Annotated in this window: 22 protein-coding genes and 1 tRNA gene; 12 read left to right on the top strand and 11 right to left on the bottom strand. The window is 37.9% G+C overall.

Features of this window, described 5'->3' with window-relative positions; translation table 11 throughout:
* Nucleotide 1: 1 nt before the first annotated feature.
* Both MKL51_RS14385 and MKL51_RS14390 read left to right on the top strand, forming a co-directional pair.
* Nucleotides 2-463: an NfeD family protein gene (locus tag MKL51_RS14385; RefSeq protein WP_016143172.1), complete on the top strand. Its 462-nt coding sequence runs from the start codon at nucleotides 2-4 to the stop codon at nucleotides 461-463.
* Nucleotides 464-491: 28 nt separating this feature from the next.
* Nucleotides 492-1,346: an SPFH domain-containing protein gene (locus tag MKL51_RS14390; protein WP_032006515.1), complete on the top strand. Its 855-nt coding sequence runs from the start codon at nucleotides 492-494 to the stop codon at nucleotides 1,344-1,346.
* Nucleotides 1,347-1,411: 65 nt separating this feature from the next.
* Here the strand turns inward: MKL51_RS14390 and MKL51_RS14395 are convergent, their stop codons facing one another.
* From MKL51_RS14395 to prpF, 3 genes are all read right to left on the bottom strand, one after another.
* Nucleotides 1,412-1,786 (bottom strand): MmcQ/YjbR family DNA-binding protein, encoded by a 375-nt coding sequence (locus MKL51_RS14395; protein ID WP_032006514.1) that lies wholly within the window; start codon nucleotides 1,784-1,786, stop codon nucleotides 1,412-1,414.
* Nucleotides 1,787-1,844: 58 nt separating this feature from the next.
* Nucleotides 1,845-2,756, bottom strand: coding sequence for a polyprenyl synthetase family protein (locus tag MKL51_RS14400; protein ID WP_032006512.1), 912 nt, complete (start codon nucleotides 2,754-2,756; stop codon nucleotides 1,845-1,847).
* A 163-nt stretch (nucleotides 2,757-2,919) separates the two neighbouring features.
* Nucleotides 2,920-4,107, bottom strand: coding sequence for a 2-methylaconitate cis-trans isomerase PrpF (prpF, locus tag MKL51_RS14405; protein WP_032006511.1), 1,188 nt, complete (start codon nucleotides 4,105-4,107; stop codon nucleotides 2,920-2,922).
* Nucleotides 4,108-4,485: 378 nt separating this feature from the next.
* Between prpF and MKL51_RS14410 the strand changes: the two genes are divergently transcribed.
* Entirely contained in the window at nucleotides 4,486-5,865 is a 1,380-nt protein-coding gene (locus MKL51_RS14410) for an amino acid permease (RefSeq protein WP_031946772.1), read from the top strand.
* Between the two features lie 79 nt (nucleotides 5,866-5,944).
* On the opposite strand, the gene nudC is transcribed toward MKL51_RS14410, so the two are convergent.
* Nucleotides 5,945-6,724, bottom strand: coding sequence for an NAD(+) diphosphatase (gene nudC / locus MKL51_RS14415; RefSeq protein WP_032006510.1), 780 nt, complete (start codon nucleotides 6,722-6,724; stop codon nucleotides 5,945-5,947).
* A gap of 286 nt (nucleotides 6,725-7,010) precedes the next feature.
* Here nudC and MKL51_RS14420 point away from each other — a divergent pair, with 286 nt between their 5' ends.
* Both MKL51_RS14420 and MKL51_RS14425 read left to right on the top strand, forming a co-directional pair.
* The gene (locus tag MKL51_RS14420) at nucleotides 7,011-8,534 is read left to right on the top strand and encodes a cryptochrome/photolyase family protein (RefSeq protein WP_270904341.1); all 1,524 of its coding nucleotides are present in this window, start codon (nucleotides 7,011-7,013) and stop codon (nucleotides 8,532-8,534) included.
* 4 nt (nucleotides 8,535-8,538) lie between these two features.
* Nucleotides 8,539-8,679, top strand: a complete 141-nt coding sequence (locus MKL51_RS14425) for a DUF2256 domain-containing protein (protein WP_077162469.1) — start codon at nucleotides 8,539-8,541, stop codon at nucleotides 8,677-8,679.
* An 85-nt stretch (nucleotides 8,680-8,764) separates the two neighbouring features.
* On the opposite strand, the gene MKL51_RS14430 is transcribed toward MKL51_RS14425, so the two are convergent.
* Nucleotides 8,765-9,019 (bottom strand): TIGR03643 family protein, encoded by a 255-nt coding sequence (locus tag MKL51_RS14430; RefSeq protein WP_017386291.1) that lies wholly within the window; start codon nucleotides 9,017-9,019, stop codon nucleotides 8,765-8,767.
* A gap of 308 nt (nucleotides 9,020-9,327) precedes the next feature.
* Here MKL51_RS14430 and MKL51_RS14435 point away from each other — a divergent pair.
* Nucleotides 9,328-9,400 (top strand) — tRNA-Arg (locus tag MKL51_RS14435).
* A 13-nt stretch (nucleotides 9,401-9,413) separates the two neighbouring features.
* On the opposite strand, the gene hchA is transcribed toward MKL51_RS14435, so the two are convergent.
* The 4 genes from hchA to MKL51_RS14455 form a co-directional block, all read right to left on the bottom strand.
* Nucleotides 9,414-10,289: a glyoxalase III HchA gene (hchA, locus tag MKL51_RS14440; protein WP_017482116.1), complete on the bottom strand. Its 876-nt coding sequence runs from the start codon at nucleotides 10,287-10,289 to the stop codon at nucleotides 9,414-9,416.
* Nucleotides 10,290-10,497: 208 nt separating this feature from the next.
* Nucleotides 10,498-11,508, bottom strand: coding sequence for an NAD(P)H-quinone oxidoreductase (locus MKL51_RS14445; RefSeq protein WP_080973489.1), 1,011 nt, complete (start codon nucleotides 11,506-11,508; stop codon nucleotides 10,498-10,500).
* Nucleotides 11,509-11,540: 32 nt separating this feature from the next.
* Nucleotides 11,541-12,437, bottom strand: coding sequence for an AraC family transcriptional regulator (locus MKL51_RS14450; RefSeq protein ID WP_032006507.1), 897 nt, complete (start codon nucleotides 12,435-12,437; stop codon nucleotides 11,541-11,543).
* Nucleotides 12,438-12,596: 159 nt separating this feature from the next.
* Nucleotides 12,597-13,415, bottom strand: a complete 819-nt coding sequence (locus MKL51_RS14455; protein WP_016143164.1) for an undecaprenyl-diphosphate phosphatase — start codon at nucleotides 13,413-13,415, stop codon at nucleotides 12,597-12,599.
* Between the two features lie 353 nt (nucleotides 13,416-13,768).
* Here MKL51_RS14455 and MKL51_RS14460 point away from each other — a divergent pair, with 353 nt between their 5' ends.
* Nucleotides 13,769-14,569, top strand: coding sequence for a PaaX family transcriptional regulator C-terminal domain-containing protein (locus MKL51_RS14460; RefSeq protein ID WP_017482119.1), 801 nt, complete (start codon nucleotides 13,769-13,771; stop codon nucleotides 14,567-14,569).
* Between the two features lie 105 nt (nucleotides 14,570-14,674).
* Nucleotides 14,675-15,667 carry a fatty acid desaturase family protein gene (locus MKL51_RS14465; protein ID WP_032006505.1) on the top strand — a complete coding sequence of 331 codons (993 nt, stop codon included), beginning with the start codon at nucleotides 14,675-14,677 and terminating at the stop codon, nucleotides 15,665-15,667.
* Between the two features lie 48 nt (nucleotides 15,668-15,715).
* Here MKL51_RS14465 and MKL51_RS14470 read toward each other — a convergent pair whose 3' ends face one another.
* A complete protein-coding gene (locus MKL51_RS14470; protein WP_032006504.1) occupies nucleotides 15,716-16,741 on the bottom strand; it encodes an AraC family transcriptional regulator in 1,026 nt (341 codons plus the stop codon).
* Nucleotides 16,742-16,898: 157 nt separating this feature from the next.
* Between MKL51_RS14470 and MKL51_RS14475 the strand changes: the two genes are divergently transcribed.
* Nucleotides 16,899-17,597 carry an NAD(P)H-dependent oxidoreductase gene (locus MKL51_RS14475; RefSeq protein ID WP_017482122.1) on the top strand — a complete coding sequence of 233 codons (699 nt, stop codon included), beginning with the start codon at nucleotides 16,899-16,901 and terminating at the stop codon, nucleotides 17,595-17,597.
* Nucleotides 17,598-18,195: 598 nt separating this feature from the next.
* Entirely contained in the window at nucleotides 18,196-19,551 is a 1,356-nt protein-coding gene (locus MKL51_RS14480; RefSeq protein WP_017482123.1) for an outer membrane protein transport protein, read from the top strand.
* A 58-nt stretch (nucleotides 19,552-19,609) separates the two neighbouring features.
* Here MKL51_RS14480 and thrH read toward each other — a convergent pair whose 3' ends face one another.
* A complete protein-coding gene (gene thrH / locus MKL51_RS14485) occupies nucleotides 19,610-20,227 on the bottom strand; it encodes a bifunctional phosphoserine phosphatase/homoserine phosphotransferase ThrH (RefSeq protein WP_009389629.1) in 618 nt (205 codons plus the stop codon).
* A 184-nt stretch (nucleotides 20,228-20,411) separates the two neighbouring features.
* On the opposite strand from thrH, the gene MKL51_RS14490 reads away from it, so the two are divergent.
* Nucleotides 20,412-21,146, top strand: coding sequence for a phosphoadenylyl-sulfate reductase (locus MKL51_RS14490; RefSeq protein WP_005064416.1), 735 nt, complete (start codon nucleotides 20,412-20,414; stop codon nucleotides 21,144-21,146).
* A 171-nt stretch (nucleotides 21,147-21,317) separates the two neighbouring features.
* Nucleotides 21,318-22,703: a WS/DGAT/MGAT family O-acyltransferase gene (locus MKL51_RS14495; RefSeq protein ID WP_005064414.1), complete on the top strand. Its 1,386-nt coding sequence runs from the start codon at nucleotides 21,318-21,320 to the stop codon at nucleotides 22,701-22,703.
* The last annotated feature ends 27 nt before the right edge of the window (nucleotides 22,704-22,730 follow it).

Genomic DNA, 22,730 nt, shown 5'->3' on the forward strand with positions numbered 1-22,730 from the left:
TATGGAGTTTGTTATACAACCTTGGCACTGGTTTGTATTGGGTATCTTACTTATTCTTTCTGAACTGATTCTACCCGCCTTTGCCGCGCTTTGGTTTGGTATTGCCGCCATTATGGTGTGCTTTCTCTACTGGTTATTTCCAGATATTAGCCTCACAACGCAAATTGTATTGTGGATAGTTCTGTCAGTGCTATGCACCATTCTTTGGTTCAAATTTATTAAACCATTATCAATTGATAAAACTAAAGCGGGATTACCCCGTGAAGCGACTATTGGTCAAATTGGTATGGTGATCCAAACCGGTCTCGACCATGATCAAATTATCGTTCGCTTTCCAATGCCCATTTTAGGGGCTGATGAGTGGAACTGCCGAAGCACCACACCAGTCAAAGTCGGTGATCGTGTTAGAGTTATTGATATTTCGGGTAATGACTTAATTGTCCAGTCCCATGGTACTTCATAAACATTAAAGATAAAGAGAGGGTATTTTCATGCCAGTCGGTACTATTATTGTTTTAGCCTTTTTGGCTTTTGTGGCTGTCACCATTTTTAAAGGGGTACGTATTGTTCCTCAGGGTTATAAGTGGATTGTTCAACGTTTAGGTAAATACCATTCGACCCTTAATCCTGGGCTTAATTTTGTGATTCCCTATGTAGATGAAGTGGCATATAAAATTACCACAAAAGATATTGTGCTTGATATTCCATCTCAAGAAGTAATTACACGTGATAACGCCGTATTACTAATGAATGCAGTGGCCTACATTAATTTAACCACACCAGAAAAAGCGGTCTATGGTATTGAAAACTATACATGGGCGATTCAAAACCTTGTACAAACTTCGTTACGTTCTATTGTAGGTGAAATGGATCTAGATGATGCATTGTCTTCACGAGATCATATTAAAGCCAAGCTCAAAGCTGCGATTTCTGATGATATTTCAGATTGGGGTATTACTTTAAAAACTGTTGAAATTCAAGATATTCAACCCTCTCACACCATGCAAGCGGCTATGGAAGAGCAAGCTGCGGCAGAGCGTCAACGTCGTGCTGCCGTTACAAAAGCCGATGGTGAAAAACAAGCTGCTATTTTAAGTGCAGAAGGTCGTTTAGAAGCATCTCGACGTGATGCTGAAGCTCAAGTGGTCTTAGCAGAAGCATCTCAAAAAGCAATTGAAATGGTAACTAGTGCGGTTGGTGATAAAGAAATTCCTGTTGCTTACCTTTTAGGTGAACAATATGTGAAAGCGATGCAAGATATGGCGAAATCAAGCAATGCTAAAACTGTGGTTTTACCTGCCGATGTTTTAAATACAATTCGCGGTATTATGGGAAAACATAATTAATGTGTTTACTTTAAATAAGTATTTAAAAACAAAACGGCGACTAATATGTCGCCGTTTTTTATCTTTTATATTATTGGTTTTTTTAATCTTTTCTGATCTTTCAAAGGGAGTTTTTTTACAACCAAATCATAAGAGTCGCGAATTAAATCTTGAAGTAAATCTCTTGTTAAGTTCTTATGCGGTGTAATCGAAATCCAGTGTTTTTTATTCATGTGATATCCCGGAATAATAAATGAATAGAGCTCCTGATATTCCTGACTTTTATAGGGATCACATTTAACATTAACCATTTTGACGCCAGCTACTTCTGCGGTCAACATGAACATTTTCTCTAAAATTTTAAAAACTTCATAGTCTGGCCCAAATGGATGGGTCTGTTGACTAAAGGGAAGATTACGCGCGATTTCAATTGCTTTTTGATGGAGTTGTTCACCATTCATTCTTTTCTCCCTTATTCATTGAATATGAATAGAAGTTATGAATATTGATTTAATATTATTAATTGGTACGTGCTAAAAGGAATTGTGAAATATCTACTAATTCTTTCGCATCGTCACCAAAATGCGCTAAGGCTTCAAAGGCTTGATCATGCAATTCTTTAGCATAGACCTTTGCTTGTTCGAGCCCCATTAAGGCTGGATATGTCGATTTTTGTACTTGTTCATCCTTACCTGCAGTTTTACCCAAGGTTTCGGTACTCGAAGTAATATCGAGAATATCATCTAACACTTGAAAAGCTAGTCCAATTGTTTGTCCATATTGACGTAACTTTGGAATTGCTTGATCTGTTCCAGAGAAAATTGTCACTGCACCCATCATAATGGCTGCCTGAATGAGCGCACCCGTTTTATTACGATGGATATTTTCAAGTTCGTCTTGAGTAATTTGCTTGCCTTCAGCTTGCAAATCTAAAACCTGTCCAGAAACCATTTTGGAGCTAGCAGTTGCTAAAATCTGCATTTGTTTTAATACAATCGCAGCATCAGTACCCTGCCCTTGTTCATCAAACAAACGGCTACCTAAAACCTCAAAAGCCATTGATTGTAAAATGTCACCAGCAAGCAAAGCAGTATCTTCACCAAACGCAACATGACAAGTCGGCTGACCACGACGCAGTAAATCATTGTCCATACAGGGCAAGTCATCGTGCGCTAGTGAGTAGCAATGAATTAACTCTACAGCAACCGCCGCACGACGAGCCGCAGCAAAATTTGGATTTGGCTGTAAAGAGGCAGTGGCATAACATAAAGCCGGACGCACACGCTTTCCACCAAGCATAACTGCATGGTGAACTGCACTTTTTAAAGGCTCTGGAATTGAGAATGCGGCCAGTGTCGTCAATAAATCTTGTTGAATACGTTGTTGAGCTTGTTTTAAAACATCCGCATTAACTTGAGAGAGTGATGACACAGTCGCCTCGATAAAATCAGTAGAGAAATTTTATTGAATGTTATGAAGCATTCATGCGCTACATCATACACGATTCACTGTGAAAAGTGCGTGATGAGTTTTCGAAGGCCTAGGTAAAAAAGCCTCTACAAAATGGAGAGGCTTTTTCATTCTTAAGTAACTTTTAGAAACTGTCACCCGGAACGCGTACCCAACCTTCCATTAACACACGCGCACTACGACTCATAATGGCCTTTTTAACAACCCACTGGCCATTTGTAAGTTCAGCTTGAGCACCCACACGTAGTGTCCCAGATGGATGCCCGAAACGTACTGCTTCACGCTCACCGCCACCAGCTGCTAAATTTACTAAAGTGCCTGGAATAGCAGCCGCTGTACCAATTGCTACCGCCGCTGTTCCCATCATGGCATGGTGTAATTTACCCATCGACAAAGCACGAACGAGTAAATCAACATCATTCTCTGAAACTGACTTACCGCTTGATGCCGTATAGTTTTTTGGTTTAGAGACAAAAGCAATTTTTGGGGTGTGCTGACGCGCTGCTGCTTCTGAAATATCTTTAATTAAGCCCATCTGAACTGCGCCATAGGCACGAATTTTTTCAAAACGTGCCAATGCAGTTGCGTCACTATTAATATGATCTTGTAACTCAGTACCTTCGTATCCTAAATCTTCTGCATTTAAGAAAATGGTTGGAATACCAGCATTAATAAATGTGGCTTGAAAACTACCAATCTCTGGAACATCTAATTGGTCAACAACATTCCCTGTCGGGAACATATCACCGCCCTCTTCACCATCATCGGCAGGATCTAAAAACTCAATTTGGACCTCAGCGGCAGGGAAAGTCACCCCATCTAGTTCAAAATCTCCGGTTTCTTGAACCTGTCCATTGGTAATAGGCACATGCGCAATAATGGTCTTTTGAATATTTTTTTGCCAAATTCGAACCGTGCATAGGCCATTTTCTGGAATACGATCGGCATCAACTAAGCCATTTGAAATCGCAAAAGAGCCAACCGCAGCGGTTAAATTACCGCAGTTACCACTCCAATCTACAAAAGCCTGATCAATTGAAACCTGACCAAACAAATAATCAACGTCATGATCTGGCTGAGTGCTTTTAGCGAGAATAACAGTTTTGCTGGTACTCGAAGTGGCACCACCCATGCCATCAATTTGTTTTCCATAAGGATCTGGACTACCAATTACACGTAGTAAGAGCTGATCTCTTGCTTGACCTGCAACTTGGGCTTTTTCGGGCAAATCATCAAGCTTAAAAAAGACACCTTTACTCGTTCCACCACGCATATAAGTTGCTGGAATTTTAATTTGCGGTACTGAGCTCATATCAACTGTTATCCTTACTATTATGTTCTTCTATATCAAAACAAGCATTCTTGTTTACCCTTCTCTGCATCTTAAATTGTTTTAAGGCCAAGAGATAGCGATCTGCTTTATACATCAATCGTATTGACGCGAGTATATTTTGTGAATTTAACAATATGCTTGCAATGACTTAATCTAAGCAAAATCTAAGAAAAAAAGTCTATCTGAAATTATATTTTTTAGAGTACTTTTCACTCGAAATAGAAATATTAAAAGCAACATCATGATTTTAAATATTTTTTACAATTACTTTTCAGTCACGCCTTATTAATTTGTAGTCTAGGCTAAAATAACTCCATCTATTAGAATAATTTACTTATTCATAGTGAGTGAAGACCTTTGACCAACGAATCTTCTACACTTCAACGAGGACTAAAAAATCGACATATCCAATTAATTGCTATGGGTGGAGCAATTGGTACCGGATTATTTTTAGGCTCGGCGCAAGTGATTCAATCTGCGGGACCATCCATTATTTTAGGATATGCCATTGGTGGCTTAATTGCTTTTTTAATTATGCGCCACCTGGGAGAAATGATTGTTGAAGAACCTGTTGCAGGATCGTTCAGCCATTTTGCGTATAAATACTGGGGGAAATTTCCCGGATTTTTAACCGGATGGAATTATTGGATACTCTACGTTCTGGTTGCGATGAGTGAACTCACCGCAGTGGCCAAATATATTAATTATTGGTGGCCTCATATTCCAGCGTGGACGTCTGTCTTATTTTTCTTTGTCGTGATTACGGCAATTAACCTAACAAACGTCAAATTTTATGGTGAGTCCGAATTCTGGCTCGCTATTATTAAAGTTGCTGCGGTCATCTCTATGATTGTTTTTGGACTCTATTTGCTATTTACAGCAGATGTAGGCTCAAATATTTCATTTAGTAACCTTTGGTCTCATGGTGGATTTTTTCCAAATGGCTTTAGCGGCCTCTTCTATATGTTGGCTTTCTTGATGTTCGCCTTTGGTGGTATCGAACTGATTGGTATGGCCGCAGCAGAAGCAAAAGATCCGAAAAAAACGATTCCAAAAGCAATTAACCAAGTCGTTTTCCGTATCTTGATTTTCTATATCGGTTCATTGGCAATTTTACTTTCATTAGTGCCGTGGAACCAATTAGATCTTGGCGGTCTCGACAAAAGTCCATTTGTTATGATTTTTAGTCAAATGGGCATTGGTTGGGCTGCACACTTACTGAACTTTATTATTTTAACTGCTGCACTATCTGTTTATAACAGTGGGATGTTTGCAAATAGCCGTATGCTATACAGTCTCGCTCAACAAGGGAATGCACCAAAAGTTTTTGCAAAAACCAATAAACAAGGGGTTCCTATTCCCGCTGTTCTGCTTTCTGCTTTATTAATCTTTGGTTGCGTTCTTTTAAATTACTTTGTACCTGAAGATGCTCTTGGACATCTTATGTATGTTGTGGTTGGTGCACTTGTTCTAAACTGGGCAATGATATCAATTACACATTTAAAGTATAGACGCTTTGTTAAGCACGCGAATATTAAGACTTCTTTTCCAGCGTTATGGTCACCTTTTAGTAATTATCTAGTTTTAGCCTTTATTGCTGTGGTTCTCTATATTATGTGGACTCAAGGCTTCAAAGAGTCAGTAATGATGATCCCTATTTGGATTACAGCAATGCTTGTACTTTTTGACTATTTAAATCCTAAAAAATTAGATTCCATTGAGAATCCGGAAGAATAAATAAATCTAAAAAGCCATTGTCTAGACAATGGCTTTTTTATTTAACACTATAAGATTAAAGTAATATCTGAATCTCAGTTTAAAGCCACTGTTTCGTATCATCAGCGACAGGTGTGCCATGAATAACGTGCATAATCATTGCATGAGCAATACTGCCCTTAAATGGAATTTCAGGTAATTGATTAAATTTGAAAAACTGAGCATCGCTAAGTTCTTTCTCCTGAATTTCAATTTCGCCCGCTTCATATTCAGCTTTAAAGGCCAACATTAAGTTACTGGGAAATGGCCATGGTTGACTCGCCAAATACTGAATATTCTTAATGTGTAATCCCACTTCTTCTAATGTTTCACGTCGAACAGCATCTTCTAGTGTTTCCCCTACCTCGACAAAGCCAGCAATTAAACTGTACATCTGGCTCTTATTTCTAGCATTTTTAGCCAGCAAAATCTCGCCCTCACCACGCGTAATAATGGTAATTACACAAGGATTGACCCTAGGATATTGACTAAAATTACATGCTGGACAAGTCATCGAATATTCAGTCTTATGCTGCTGGGTTTTATGTCCGCAACGACTACAAAACTGATGATTACGGCGCCACTCTAGCAACTGAAAAGCGCGACTTGCCTGCTCAAACTGAGATTTAGTCCAATACTGTAAGAGTTGGCGAATGGGTATGAACTGATATCCATTTGGTATAAGTTCGCTTTCTTGGAAATCTCTTGCTATTACTAGAGGGTCTGCTTGTATAGGTAAATCATATTCCTGCTGTTCAAGGCAAGGTAGATTAAAATTCGCATCAACCAAAAGTTGTTGTTGCTGAAAAATATAAGCAATAGGATGGTTGTTGGTATCCATTTATATACTCGAGTGAAGAACCTTTCGATGGACTCTATAGCTCCTTCAAAAGGATCAAGCTTAAACATATTTTTTAAAATCTTACGCATATTGGCAAACACCTTCAATTTATTTAATTTGTATCTTTTTGATTAAAATCACATTTTATTCACATGCGTTATGTTTTCAAGTTGTCTTTATCTTTTTATAGCTAAGTGACTAGTGATGAAGTTAGAAGCTCTGCTTCACATAAAATTGATCTCTGAAAATATAGACTAGTTTTAGTTCCATCTCATGAAGCAAAAATATGCGATTTGGTTTAATTCTGGGTGATCAATTAAATCACCAACTCGCAACGCTCAAGTATTTAAACCGGAATGAAGACGTTATCTTGATGGCTGAAGTATTTGAGGAAACATCTTATGTTGCTCATCATCCACAAAAAATAGCACTGATTTTTAGTGGAATGCGGCACTTTGCAAAAGAATTAAAAGCACAGGGTTGGAAAATCCGTTATCACACATTTAAGCGCGAAAGTCATATAAAAAAGTTAGTCGACTTTATTGCTTTGCAGCAGCAACACTTCTCGGCGAATGCTCTCGTCATTACCCAATGTGGTGAGTATCGCTTACAACATGAAATCGAAAATTCATGGGCTAACAAGCTAAAACTACCTGTTATTTGTTTAGAAGATGATCGATTCTTTTGTACCGTAGAACAATTCAAGCAATGGGCAAACAAATATAAGACACTAAGAATGGAATATTTTTACCGAGAAATGCGCAAGCAAACTCACTATTTAATGCATGACCAACAACCCGTTGGCGGGCAATGGAACTTTGATCAAGCCAATCGAAAAGCGTGGTCAGGCAATCCATCTTTGCCATCAAAATTAGCCTTTGAGCATGATCAAATTGATGTAGATGTTATTCAACTGGTCAAGAAAGAATTTTCACAACATATCGGCAATATCAACTCCTTTCAATGGGCAACTACCCGTCAAAATGCCCTACTTGCTCTAGATCATTTTATTTCTAACATCTTACCTCACTTTGGCGATTATCAAGATGCCATGGTTTATGGTTCAGATTTTATGTTTCATAGTCTGCTCTCACCTTATTTAAATTGTGGATTGTTGTTGCCAAAAGAAGTGTGTGACGCTGCTCAAACAACCTATTACAGCGGACAGGCTCCCTTAAATGCAGTAGAAGGATTTATTCGGCAGATATTAGGGTGGCGGGAATATGTGCGTGGAATCTATTGGTTGTGTATGCCTGACTATAGCGATCAAAATACCCTTCAAGCCAGCACGCCGCTGCCACAATATTACTGGACGGGTAATACAAAAATGGCATGTATGGCCGAGTGTTTCAGAAATACCTTTGCACATGGATATGCTCACCATATTCAGCGTTTAATGATTACAGGCAACTTTGCGCTTTTAGCAGGTGTAAACCCATCAGAAATTTGCGAATGGTATTTAGCTGTCTATGTAGATGCTTATGAATGGGTTGAGTTACCGAATACATTAGGTATGGCAATGTATGCAGATGGCGGCACCATGGCAAGTAAACCCTATGCTGCATCAGGTAATTACATACATAAAATGTTAAATTATTGTCAGCAGTGTACATATAACGTCAAAACCAAAACTGAACCAGACAGTTGTCCATTTAACAGTTTGTATTGGTATTTTATGAGCCAGCATGAGGCCATATTTCGTCAGAATCCCAGAATGTCGATGATTTATAAAAACCTTGATCGTATGAAAGATAAAGCTTCTGTCATGAAGCATGCAAAGTTACTTATTCATCAACTTGATGAGCTTTAATATCATGAAAAAACAGCATCTACCCCAGAAAATATGTGTCTATTGCCAACGCCCTTTTGACTGGCGAAAAAAATGGGAACGTTGCTGGGAAGAAGTAAAATATTGCTCTGAAAGATGTAAAAGACAAGCCCGTTCAAATAAGTAAATATTTCACCAGATTATTTTAACTGATTCAACACGACTCTTCATTGTTGAATCAGATGTATTTCAATTGGTTATATATGATGATGTTAAGCATATTTATACTGACGAGAGCAGTAAGCTCGTTCAACGGCTGGTGAACGTAATTGTTGATGTTTAGTTTTACGCCCTGCCATACGTTTACGCCAAAGTTTAAAACTATTGGTTTTCAGGTTATATCTCATTAAACGAATCACTTCGCTTTCACTTAAGCCATATTCTCGCTCAATTGCTTCAAATGGGGTTCGATCTTCCCATGCCATTTCAATAATTCTAGATAAGTCCTGTTCATCAATTTTTTTCATGCTATGCCCTTTTGAATTATAGGTAGCTAAATCTGATTTTTAACAAACAACCTTTCGGGAACAGTTTCATCTACTCAATTGCTTGTCTTAAACCTTTTCGTGTTTTGCTTCAGATCATAGAAAGATCAACATGAAGTTTTTGTGATTTTTTAGCTTTATAAACTGTTTTTCTACAGATATAAGTGTTTGAAACCGTTGAATGGTTCAACTTTATCTTTATTGGCCACTCTGGCAAAATTTTTAATAACTAAAACGTAAAAAAGCCATTGCCTTCGCAATAGCTTTTTTGTTTATAATCATAAAATTATGCGCCCTTAGCTTAACTGGATAGAGCAGTTGCCTCCTAAGCGACCGACGTGGGTTCGAGTCCCGCAGGGCGTACATATTTCATCACTTAATCCTTCACTTCAGCCAACAATGTTTCAGCTGCAAGTTTCCCTAAATTATTAGAAGCAAGCGGACTATCACCAGTTAGCAATTTACGGTCTCTATGACATTGACCTGTAATGCCCTTATTTAAAATTTCTACACCGAGTTTTTCAAGATTTTCACCCACTAACCAAGGTAAAGCTCCAGGCATATAACCAATATCAATATTTGCTCCTTTATCTAATGAATCAGGGAATACACAAATTTGATAGCCTTTAAAAATATAGTTTTCTGGCTGTTCATTAACTGCCGCAGCCAGTAATGAGGCTGGACCATGGCATAACGTAATAATAAATTTATCTTGTTCAACCGCCCATTTAAGAACTTTCTTTACCTCAAGACTATGTGGAATTTTAGCTAATACGCCATGCCCACCCGGAATAAATACAGCCGCATAGGGTGAGTTTTCACCAACTGCATTTTCTAAAATGTCAGCTAGTTTTAGCGGATTTTTTAATTTATCTGCATATTTCTGAAAGGTGTCTAACACCACTTGTTCTTGCTTTGGCATTGCCCACATTTCAAGTTTGGCTGGATTTCCTGAAAGTGTCGCAATATCAATTTCGAAGCCTGCATTATCTAAATGAAACATCGGTAAAAGCATTTCTACAGGATGGTTGCCTGTTGAAAAGAACTTACCGTTTTGCATCTGAATGTAACGCTCATCAGTTGCAATCATTAAAACTTTTTTATTGCCCGCATACGGCGTTGAATAAGTGGTGCCATCGTAATCGGTTTTAGGAGCAGTATATTGACTTAGTGAATAAGGTGATGGGAAAAAGGCATTATCTTCAGCCAAATCTGGAGTAGGATTTTTATCATCAATATTTGCGGTATTCATTGTTACTATCCTTTTTCATCAGTATGGAAAGAAATAATAAGGTAAGAACCCATTTTTATTTCTTACTCAATTTATAAGTGAAGTTATGGAACTAGTGCAATCTGCCAATAGAATTTGGCAATTTTTATAGAGAAATAGGCAGAATCTAGAATTATAAAATTCAGTTTAGGCGAACCTGTCGTTCGCCCAAACTTCAATGATTACAGTGTTACGCATTCATTTCTAAAACGATCTTTCCAATATGATCACCTTGTTCCATACATGCGTGAGCACTTTGTACATCTGAAAAAGCATACGTCTTATAGATTTGCGGTAAACATTTACCTTGAGCCAATAATGGCCACACATGCTCATGCAAAGATTGGGCAATCTGGGCTTTTTCTTGGCTATTACGTGCTCGCATCGTTGAGCCCGTAATTGTGGCACGCTTTAAAATCAGTTTTTGTAAATCAAATTCTTTTGCGATTCGTCCACCCATAAAACCAATAATGACCAGTCGGCCATCACGTTTTAATAGATTTAAATTTTTCGTGAAATAAGAACCACCTACAATATCTAAAATGACATCAACACCTTGATCTTGAGTGTGCTTCAAAACTTCCTGCTCAAAATCTTGGGTTTTATAGTTAATTGCTGTGGTGAAACTAGAGAGTACTTCAACTTTATCTTCACTACCAACCGTAGCAAAAGTTTTAATCCCTAAAGCTTGGCAAATCGCTAAAGCTGTGGTTCCAATACCACTTGCCCCACCGTGGATCAATGCAGTTTCATCTTTCTTTAAACGGCCAATATCAAATAGATTTGCCCAAACTGTAAAAAATGTTTCTGGAATCGCAGCAGCTTGAGTAAATGATAAATTTTCAGGTATTGGTAATACTTGAGTTGCAGTTACCGCACAATATTCTGCATAACCGCCGCCATTTGTTAGGGCGCAAACTTTATCGCCAATCTTGAATTGATCCACTTGGTCACCTACAGCGACCACAACACCAGCGACTTCAAGTCCGGGTATTTGAGTAACACCTTTAGGCATTGGATATAAACCCATACGCTGCAATACATCAGGGCGGTTAATTCCAGCAGCCTTTACCTCAATTAAGACTTCATCTGCTTGAGGTGCCGGAATATTAGCATCTTGAACTTTTAGAACCTCAGGTCCACCCGGAGCCGTAATTTCAATAATTTTCATGGTTGTTGGAAGGGTCATAAAATGCTCCATGTTTGATTTATATCTAAAAATACTAATCTACGTTAAATAATTGAGGACTTGGGTGGAACTCCAAACAGTCGCTTAAATTCTCGGCTAAATTGAGAAGCACTGACATAACCAACTTCATAGGCTGCTTCTGCTACACCCATTTTATTGTTCATGATTAACTCACGTGCCTTATGTAACCGAGTAATTTTGATGTACTGTAAGGGCGAATAATTCGTCACCTTTTTAAAAGTTTGATAAAAAAGCGATATGCTCATGCCCGCTTGTTTCGCCAACTCTTGAACCGTTAAGTTATGATAATAATCACGTTGAATAATTTCACAAATGGTGTAAATCACGCCATTTCGACTTGCCATAGCCGATAAGCTCTCGACTAGATTGCCACCTGAAGCCTGCACCACACGATAAACCAATTCTCTTTTAACTTGCTCACCCAATATAAAAGTATCTTGTTTAGAACGAAGTAAATTGAGTAACCTGAGAGCAACCTCTGAAATGGTCGCATTCATGTCAATCACTCTAAGCCCACAACTCAATTTTAAATCTTCTGAATGAGTATCTTCAGTAACCACTTGTTGCTGTTTATCCATTTTAGTAATGAGATCAGCCATCATTTGTGGTTCAAACTTTATTGCGATTGCCAACATGGGTTCATTATTTTCAACAACAGTATCGCAATCAAACGGTATTGCAATTGAGATAAATAAACACTGACCTTGTTGAAACTGAAAGATTTCTTTACCAATATATCCGCGCTTTAACCCCTGTATCACTAAAACAATTGAGGGTTCTTGCAGCACGGCAATAGGTGGTGTGGAATGATCTACACGCATTAAAGTGATATTAGAAATAAAAGTAGGATAGAGGCCTTCTGCTGGAGCCAAGTGCAAAAATGCATCGACCAAATGTTCTGTAAGATGATTTTGCGGCATAGTTTTATTGTGAGAGATAATCTAATAATCAATATAACAATGAACTTAAAATGAAAACATCTGTCTTGCGTTTACTTTGTATAAATAGGCAACTCAAATCAATTTTTAGGCATAAAAAAACCTAGAGCATTCTAGGTTTTTTTCAATTTATAAGATTATTTAAGCCGATAAATTAAAGAACATTGCTGCAATCAAAATAATTACACCAAGTACAATTCGGTACCAAGCAAATACACGTAACGTGTGACGCTCAACAAACAGTACCAATGCTTTTACAACAAACAGCGCGGCAATAAAAGCAGCAACGAAACCTACCCCAATATTAATCATATTGTCTGAGGTAAGTACGTCAGCATTTTTAATCAAGTCAAAAGTCGCAGCACCCAACATGGTCGGCATTGCAAGGAAGAAAGAGAACTCTGTAGCCGCTTTGCGTGATAAACCTGCAAACATTCCGCCTACAATTGTTGCGCCTGAACGTGAAGTTCCCGGAATCATCGCCACACACTGAGCAAGACCTACTAAAAGCGCTTGTTTAAAAGTAATTTTAGTTGCATCTAGGGTCTTATGTTCAAACTGTCTAGATTCCACCCAGAAAATGATAAGGGCACCGACAATTAAGGCAATCGCAACGACGATTGGGCTGAATAGAACACTCTTAATGAAGTCGACAGCTAGAACACCAATAATGACTGCTGGAAAGAATGCAATAAGCACACTAATCGCAAAATGACGTGACTCCACATCACCGCTAAAGAATCCCTTAATCAAGTTAATAATTTTTTGTCGGTATAACCAGCACACTGCCAAAATAGCACCTAACTGGATTACGACCTCAAATACACGACCGCCGTCTGAGTGGAAATCGATAATATGACCAAATAAAATTAAATGGCCTGTACTCGAGATAGGTAAAAATTCAGTTAAGCCTTCGACAAAGCCTAAAAACAGTGCTTTTATAACTTCAAAATTTTCCATAACTTGCTCAAAGAAAGTTAATCATTAGAACGACCTAAAATTTGTTTTATCGAAATTGGTAAGTCCCAAATTAGACTTAACACAAGTTCAATATCAGATCATTTCTAACGTTTGTGGTTATTGCCCCTAGTTAAAGGCAGTTTATTTAAAGTGCGATAATGTATCACATCATGATGACAAACTTGGGTTAACTATCGTAAAAAGATAAAACTTGGTTAAGAACTGCCAAAGTTTTTCTTGTTATAGACAAAGCTTTTTACCTTAACTTACTCTACAAAATGATCTTAAAAAGTCCTTAAAAAAACATGATATTATTCTGATCAAATGCAACTCATATCAAAAATTCAGTCTGAATGAAAAATACCAAAATTAATGCACGCCATCTCATTATCGATTTATTTCTTTCCTCTGCTTATCCTCAGCTCACCATTAAACAAATATTGATTGCCGCTAAACTTTTTAATATGAGTGACAACGGTATTCGTGTGGCTACAACGCGGCTATTAAATGAAGGCATGATAGAAAGTGTCGAACGCGGTATTTATCAACTTTCGCCATCAACCAAAGAATGGGCAAAAGTCATTTTGAATCGTAAAAATGGCATTAAGCAGACTAAAGAATGGCAACAACACTATCTGGCAGTATTTACGGGGACATTAGGTCGTATTGATCGAACCGCTTTAAAAAAGAGAGAACACGCTTTACGTCAATTTGGTTTTAGAGAACTCGAAACTGGAATTTATATACGCCCAGATAATTTAGCGTATAGCTTTGAAAAAACATGTGAAGAGCTCATTTTAGCGGGTCTTGAAAATGAAGCTAAAATTTCTATTATTCAAAAATTTGACGCAAAAACAGTTTCGTTAATTCATTCTTTGTGGGATACCAAACAGCTTGAAAAGAACTATGAAATGTATAGTCAAGATATTCAAGAATGGTTTTTAAAATATAAAAATCTATCCTTAAATGAGGCTGCTACCCAAGCTTTGTTATTAGGACGTGAAACAATTACCTTACTCATGAATGATCCTCTACTACCCTCTCCATTTGTTGATGAACATGCCCGCAATCAGTTTGCTCAAAATGTACAGCAGCTCGATTCGATTGGACAAAAGCTATGGCAGAAACTTTATGAAAATGAATTAGCCCACTAAAGGGCGATTTATTTTTTTACAAACAAATATTTCACTTTTTAAAATTTTATGATTATATTTGTAATATAAAATATGAATGCCAAAATCTGATTTGGGAGAATAAAAATGAATGCACAAGTGAGTGTGACCGATCTATTTAGCAGAGAAGAAATACAAGAACTCACACAACCCTCAGACATATACGGTGCTTGGGCTGTTGCAAGTACGTGGGCTGTTATTGGCGGAACATTTGCAAGCTTAATCATGATGTGGGATTACTTACCTAGCTGGGGCAAATTACTTGCTTGTATGCTAGCTTTGGCCATATTGGCGGGTCGCCAGTTATGTCTAGCAATTTTGATGCATGATGCATCTCATAAAAGCTTATTCAAAAATAAGAAAATAAATGACTTTGTAGGTGAATGGCTATGCGCCCGTCCAATCTGGAATGATTTACAAAAATACCGCGTACATCATGTCCGTCATCATGCAAAAACCTCTACTCCAGATGACCCCGATCTTTCGTTAGTTTCTGGTTTTCCTGTAAGCAAAAAATCGCTTACTCGTAAATTTTTACGCGACTTAACAGGTATGACAGGATTAAAGTTTAGCTTTGGTCGAGTGTTAATGGATCTAGATCTAATGAAATGGACTGTTGCCAATGATCAAGTCTGGTTAGATCGAAGCAATAAAGATTTCGTTGACTATGCCAAAAGTCTTATAAAAAACAGTAGTGGTGCCATTGCTACCAATGTTGCTCTTTATGGTGTTTTAAAAGCTTTTGGTCAGCAACGGTTTTATTGGTTATGGCCTTTAGCGTATTTGACACCGTTTCCATTATTTTTAAGAATTCGCTCAATGGCCGAACATGCAGGGATGCAAACGAGTAATACCGCTTTAACTAATACCCGTACTACACGTGCAGGTTGGATTGCTAGAAGTTTTGTAGCGCCTATTCATGTCAATTACCACATGGAACACCATTTAATGGCTTCGGTCCCCTACTTTAAACTGCCACGTATGCATCGTCTATTGAGAGAGCGCGGCCATGTTCCAGCACCACCTAGCTATTTTGAAGTGATTGAATCACTCTCATCTAAGCCAGAACAATCTACTTAATTGACTTAAATAATAAATGAAAAGCCACGAATTTAAATTTGTGGCCCTTTAATTTGAATCCGTCATTTTATGCTGGGTTTGGAAATATTTAGGCGTTACTCCCATCCAGCGCTTAAATGCACGGGTGAAGTGAGAAGTCTCGGCATAACCTAGCATTAAAGCGACTTTTTCGATCGACATGTTATTTTGAGTTAAAAGTTTCTGGGCATGCTCCTTTTTCAGTGAGTCAACCAAAAGTGTAAAACTAGTATCATCAAGAGCTAAATAGCGTTGCAAAGTTCGCTCTGACATATTTAAGATATGAGCCACTTGCCCAACTTTTAACGCCTCAATATTCCCATTCATAAGCAATTTTTCGGCAACTTGTTTGACTTGTCCTTTCCAACTACTTTTTAAGTTTAATTTCTCTATATCCCGCTTACATTGCGCATTTAACAACGGCGCTAGCATTGGGTCTGCCGTTAATACTGGTTGTGCTAAATACTCTTTTGGAAATATCCAACGATTACGCTTTTGGTTAAATAAACAAGTTACAGCCAGTTGATGACTGATTTGGCCAAAACCTATCGGCTCTGGCATTTGTAATTCAACTTTTCCCAAATGAGAAAGCCCTGTTAATTTTTTCGCAATTTGAACAAAACCGACTAACAAAAAAATGTTGGCATTTGGGCTCAGCTGAAATGTATTGACTGGCTGATGAATTGACCAACATGCATCATTATTTTCTTGTTTTAATTCTGGTTTAAAAACCTTACAACGTGAACCAATGAATTGTTCAAGTATTTTCAGTGCTTCTCCTAAATTTGGAGAAACTATGGCAGCCATTCCGACTGAACCATAACATGAAGCCGTCATGCTTAAAGCTAAATATCCTGCTAGTGCTGGCTCTTTGCATAACTCGATCGCCCGCTCAATAAGCTGATTTAAGATGTTGAACTCAACATACCAGTAAGGCTTTTCTAATTGGTCTAAGGTTATTCCACTTCCATTTAAAAGCTGCTCACCAGAGACACCCCACCGCTTAACAGTCTCAACGATTAAATTAATATAAGTTCCGGGTAATTCTGGATTCATGAGCAACCCATATGAGCAAAATAAAATGGCGCGAAATGGTAAAAACTGTCAGTTCATGAACTATGCCATGCTTTTAAATTGATGCATAGTTATTCAAAACAAAATCCGCTGAATTGCACTAGACAGCACAATTTCTGAAAAGAACACAGGTCGCCTTATGAACATTCTGATTGTCCATGCCCATCCAGAACCACAGTCTTTTACTGCTGCTCTAAAAAGTAAAGCCAAACAAACCTTAGAAAAATTGGGGCACAGCGTAGAAGTTTCAGATTTATATCAGATGCAATTTAACCCTATTGCATCCCAAGAGGATTTCTTAGAGCTTAATCAGCCTGAATATTTTAACTATGCACTAGAACAAAGAAATGCCAGCAAAAATCAGCTTCTAGCTCCAGATATTCAAGCAGAAATTGAAAAGGTAAAAAAAGCTGATCTCGTCATTTTAAATTTCCCACTTTATTGGACATCTGTGCCAGCAATTTTAAAAGGCTGGATTGATCGTGTGTTTGTATCTGGGCTTTTTTATGGGGGTAAGCGGTTTTACAACCATGGTGGCATGACAGGTAAAAAAGCGATGTTGTGTTTAACACTCGGTGGTAGAACACACATGTTTGGAGAAAACTCAATTCACGGACCAATCGAAAATTATTTATCGCCGATTCAACGTGGTACTTTGGCATATGCTGGTTTTGAAGTCTTACCTCCATTCATTGCTTACCATGTACCGTATATTAGCCAAGAAGCACGACAGACCCTTCTTGAAGACTATGTAATCTACCTTACTCATCTTGACCAGCTAGAGTCATTAAAATTTCCCAAACTTGAGCAATTTGATGAAAAACTATATCCACTCTAATGCTATGTTTTAGCTATGAAAGTTAAATAACCGAATTTAGATCATTATTTTCGGTTTTTTATTACACATAACTTTCAAATATAGAATCCAAATTCGCTCAAAAAATAGATCAAATGGTAAAAAAATTAAGGTAAACTTTTTCATAAAATGAATAATATAAAACTTAATCAATAATATACAGATGTAGAAAAACTAGACTTATCAACTAAAAATGACAACCAATACTCATTTCATAATCACTTAATTCATATTTTTACAAAAAAATCTTTGACCATTTTTCTTGGATTTGTGATAAAAATGTCATAAAAATAAAGGCCACCACTAATAGATAAAAAATATAAATATCAATTAATTAAATTAATTTAACAATACAAATACTCCTTCATATTTCATCCATTATTGACACTATTTGTATAAAAAATGAGTACTGCCCAGTTCATATAACAGATTTACTCTTATTGTAATTATGCTATTTTTGTTACATGGAGTTATCAAAGCTTCTATTACTTGTAATTAGGAGCTTTGAAGGCAACACAGTTTAAACGGTTTAACTCTGTTACTTTTAAAAAAATGTCTTGAAGTTCAAGGAAAGATTAAAATGAAATTAAAACATCTGAGCACTGCAATGATTTTAGCAACGCTGCCTGCAACTGGGGTTTTTGCAGCAGCATTGGATCGCTCTGGACAATCTATCTCTGCATTTTTGCAGCCTGGTAACTACTTTGAAGCAGGTATTTCTGTTTTAGATCCAGATGTAGCGGGTAAAGAAGCAGGCACAACTGCAACGCGTCGGAACATTGGCGATATGGGAGATGATTACTACTTCCCAAGTGCTGCATTAAAACTACAACTTACTGATAAATTTTCTTTTGGTTTACTTTACGATCAACCATTTGGAGCTGATGCACAATATTCTGGAAATAATGCTTTCGTAGCAAGCCCTTCAGATCCAATCCTTGGTAGTTTACCAATTACAACAGGTGCTTTAGGCGGAACTCAAGGTGGAACTTCTGTTGAAGTTGATAGCCAAAATATTTCAATGATTTTTGGTTTCCAGCCTACTGAAAACTTTAACTTTTATGGTGGTGGTGTATACCAAACGATTAAAGGAAATGTTCATTTAAGAGGTTCTGCATATAGTTTATATAATGGCTATGACGCTTCTATTCCTGAAGATGGAGCAGCTGGTTGGTTAGCAGGGGCCGCTTTCCAGATTCCAGAAATTGCACTTAAAGCGTCTATTACATATCGTTCAGAAATTGATCATAAAATTAATGCAGATGAAACTATCGCACTTGCAGACTCAATCACGGCAAATGCTGGGATGCTTGGATCAACTATTGGGCAATTAGTTGCTGCTGGTCAGTTAACTCCCGCTCAAGCAGGAGCGATCCAACAGACAATTGGTAAAGCTATTGCTGCGAACCAAGTAGAAGGTCAAACTAAAATTACTACACCTCAGTCTGTAAACCTTGATTTCCAGACAGGGATTATGGCAAATACAGTCGCATTTGCGAATGTACGCTGGGTGAATTGGAAAGATTTCGCGATTCGTCCGTATAAATTTGGCAAAGTATCAGAAGCTGTAGGTGGACTTATTGGGCGTCCGAACGGCTTTAACTTAGTTGAATATTCTGATGACCAATGGTCTGTGAACGCTGGTGTGGGCCGTAAACTTAATGATAAATGGGCTGGTAACGTTTCTGTAGGTTGGGACTCTGGTGCAGGTAACCCTGTAACTACTTTAGGTCCAACTGAAGGTTACTGGAACGTAGGTTTAGGTGTTCAATACAGCCCTACCCCACAAACGTTTATTGCTGGCGGCGTAAAATATTTCTGGTTGGGTGATGCTAAAGCTCAAACTGGCGCACAAGCTGGTAGTGATCAATATGTTGCAGACTTCTCTGACAACAATGCCATCGCTTATGGTTTAAAACTTGGTTATAAATTCTAAGTTTTAAAACTGATTTATATAAAAAAGGCGCTTAAAGCGCCTTTTTTATTATTTATTCTTAAGCTGGGATTGTACGCTGTGAAACTGAACGGATTGCTTCTTTTAATGCATCATATCCGTGAATAGCTGGAAACTGAGGAAACTCAGCAATCACATTTTCTGGTGCATCAAACAAGAAACCATGGTCCGCTTCACCAAGCATGGTTGTATCGTTATACGAATCACCTGCAGCGATTACACGGAAATTCAAGCCATGCAGTGCTTTAACAGACTCACGTTTTTGATCTGGTTGACGTAGTTTATAAGCGGTAATCATGCCTTCTTCATCTGTCTCTAACTTATGACAGAAAATCGTTGGCCACCCTAATTGCTTCATTAAAGGATGCGCAAATTCATAGAAGGTATCTGATAAGATCACGAGTTGGAAATGCGTACTCACCCATTCAACAAACTCTTTTGCACCTGGTAATGGCCCCATCTCAGCAATAACTTCTTGAATGTCATTTAAGCCTAAACCGTGTTGTTTTAAGATATTAAGGCGCTGAGTCATTAAAACATCATAATCCGGAATATCACGAGTTGTTGCTTCGAGTTCTTTAATCCCTGTTTTTTTAGCGAAATTGATCCAGATTTCAGGAACTAAAACCCCTTCAAGATCTAGGCATACGATTTCCATGAATGCTTCCAACGTTGGTTAAAAATTGCTGTATCATACCATTAAGATTTTCAGTTTTGCGTTGTTATTGATCAAATCAATTTTATTCATAAGGATCGAAATTAAAGTGCTAAGCACTTTATCAACTATCCTTTAGAATATTTTTCATAACTCAATGCGCCCAAGCCTTTTGCCAGGAACACACATGACCGTTATTCCGACTATTGATATCGTAGATGCTCTTGCTGCTGAATATGCAACCAAAAGCCCTCGAGAAATTTTAGAACTTGCCTTAAGCCAACAAGGTGAAATTGCAATTTCATTTTCGGGAGCAGAAGATGTTGTGTTAATTGATATTGCTTCACGCTTAGGCAAACCTTTCCGTGTATTTAGTCTCGATACGGGCCGCCTGCATGCCGAAACTTATCAATTTATTGAAACTGTCCGTAAACACTACAATATCAATATCGAAATTTGTTTCCCTGAATCTGAAGCTGTTCAAAACATGGTAAACGAAAAAGGTTTATTCAGCTTTTTTACAGATGGGCATCAAGAATGTTGCGGTATTCGAAAAGTTCAGCCTTTGCGTAAAAAACTTGCGACTTTAGATGGCTGGATTACGGGTCAACGCAAAGATCAAAGTCCTGGTACACGTACAGAAATTCCGGTAGTACAAGCTGATGCAGGTTTCTCGGGTCCAGGTAAGCAACTTATTAAATATAATCCTCTAGCGAACTGGACAAGTGCTGAGGTATGGAGCTACATCCGTATGATGGAAATTCCATATAACCCTCTTCATGAGCGCGGTTTTGTTTCTATTGGCTGTGAACCATGTACGCGACCTGTATTACCAAATCAACATGAGCGTGAAGGACGCTGGTGGTGGGAAGAAGCCACTCAAAAAGAGTGTGGCTTACACGCTGGTAATATGAAAAAGTAATTGGATATCAAAAAACCACTGGCAAATCAGTGGTTTTTTTTATGTCATGTTCCGTACACAAAGTCATATTTTCTCTACTCTAAACGCTATATACTTAATTTTACGGTTCTATAATTCTAATAAGAGCTCATATAAGGGCTTCTTAGAAAAATGCATGAGGCACAATGATTTATGCGTCCATTACACCCAATTGATTTCATTTTTCTGTCACTTGAAAAAAGACAGCAACCCATGCATGTCGGTGGATTATTTTTATTTGAAATTCCTGAAAATGCACCAGAAACCTTTGTACATGATTTAGTAGAAGATATTAAACGCTCAAAGAGCATTCCTATTCCGCCCTTCAATAACCGTTTAAGTGGTCTATTTTGGGATGAAGATGAAGAGTTCGATATCGATCATCACTTTCGCCACATTGCTTTGCCTCACCCGGGCCGTATTCGTGAACTACTGGTTTATATTTCACAGCAGCATAGTTCACTAATTGATCGTGCAAAGCCACTTTGGACTTGTGACATTATTGAAGGAATCGAAGGCAATCGTTTTGCCATGTATTTTAAAATCCATCATGCCATGGTAGATGGTGTTGCGGGTATGCGTTTGATCGAGAAATCTCTATCAAAAACACCAGAAGAGAAACATGTTGTTCCTTTATGGTGTGTTGAGAGCAAAAGAGCTAAGCGTCTAAAAGTACCAACTCCAAGTACTAGTAAAATTAAGAGTATTTTAGGCGGTATTAAATCTCAACTCGACATAGCTCCAAAAGTCATGCACGAGCTATCTCAGACTATATTTAAAGAAATGGGTAAAAATCCTGATTATGTTTCTACTTTTCAGGCACCAGTTTCTATTTTGAACCAAAGAGTCAGTGCTTCACGTCGTTTTGCGGCCCAATCATTTGAATTAAGCCGCCTTAGAAAAATATCAAAAGCATTAGGCGTGACGATTAATGATGTTGTCCTAGCTGTATGTTCAGGCGCTTTACGTGAATATTTGATTAGCCAAAACAGCTTACCTAAAAAGCCACTTATTGCCATGGTTCCAGCTTCATTACGTACAGATGATTCTGACATGAGTAATCGAATTACCATGATTTTGGCAAATCTAGGGACGCACAAAGATCAACCGTTAGAACGTCTAGAAATCATTCGCCGTAGCATGCAGAATTCAAAGCAACGCTTTAGCCGTATGACTGCGAATGAAATTTTAAACTATAGTGCAGTTGTTTATGGTCCGGCAGGATTAAACATCATGTCAGGAATGCTTCCTAAGCGTCAGGCGTTCAATTTAGTGATTTCCAATGTACCAGGACCACGTGAGCCGCTTTATTGGAATGGCGCGAAATTAGATGCGCTCTACCCTGCTTCAATTGTCATGGATGGACAAGCTCTAAACATTACCATGACCAGTTATTTAGATAAGCTTGAAGTTGGATTAACAGCTTGTCGAAATGCTTTGCCGAAAATGCAAAACCTTTTGACTCATTTAGAAGATGAGATTCAACGTTTTGAAGAAATTATTGCAGAGAAACAGCTGAAACACCATTCAGCAAGTTAGAAAATTAAGGGGCTTTGAATTGGCCCC

It is taken from the genome of Acinetobacter sp. AOR18_HL (assembly GCF_027855145.1).
Classification (GTDB): domain Bacteria; phylum Pseudomonadota; class Gammaproteobacteria; order Pseudomonadales; family Moraxellaceae; genus Acinetobacter; species Acinetobacter pittii.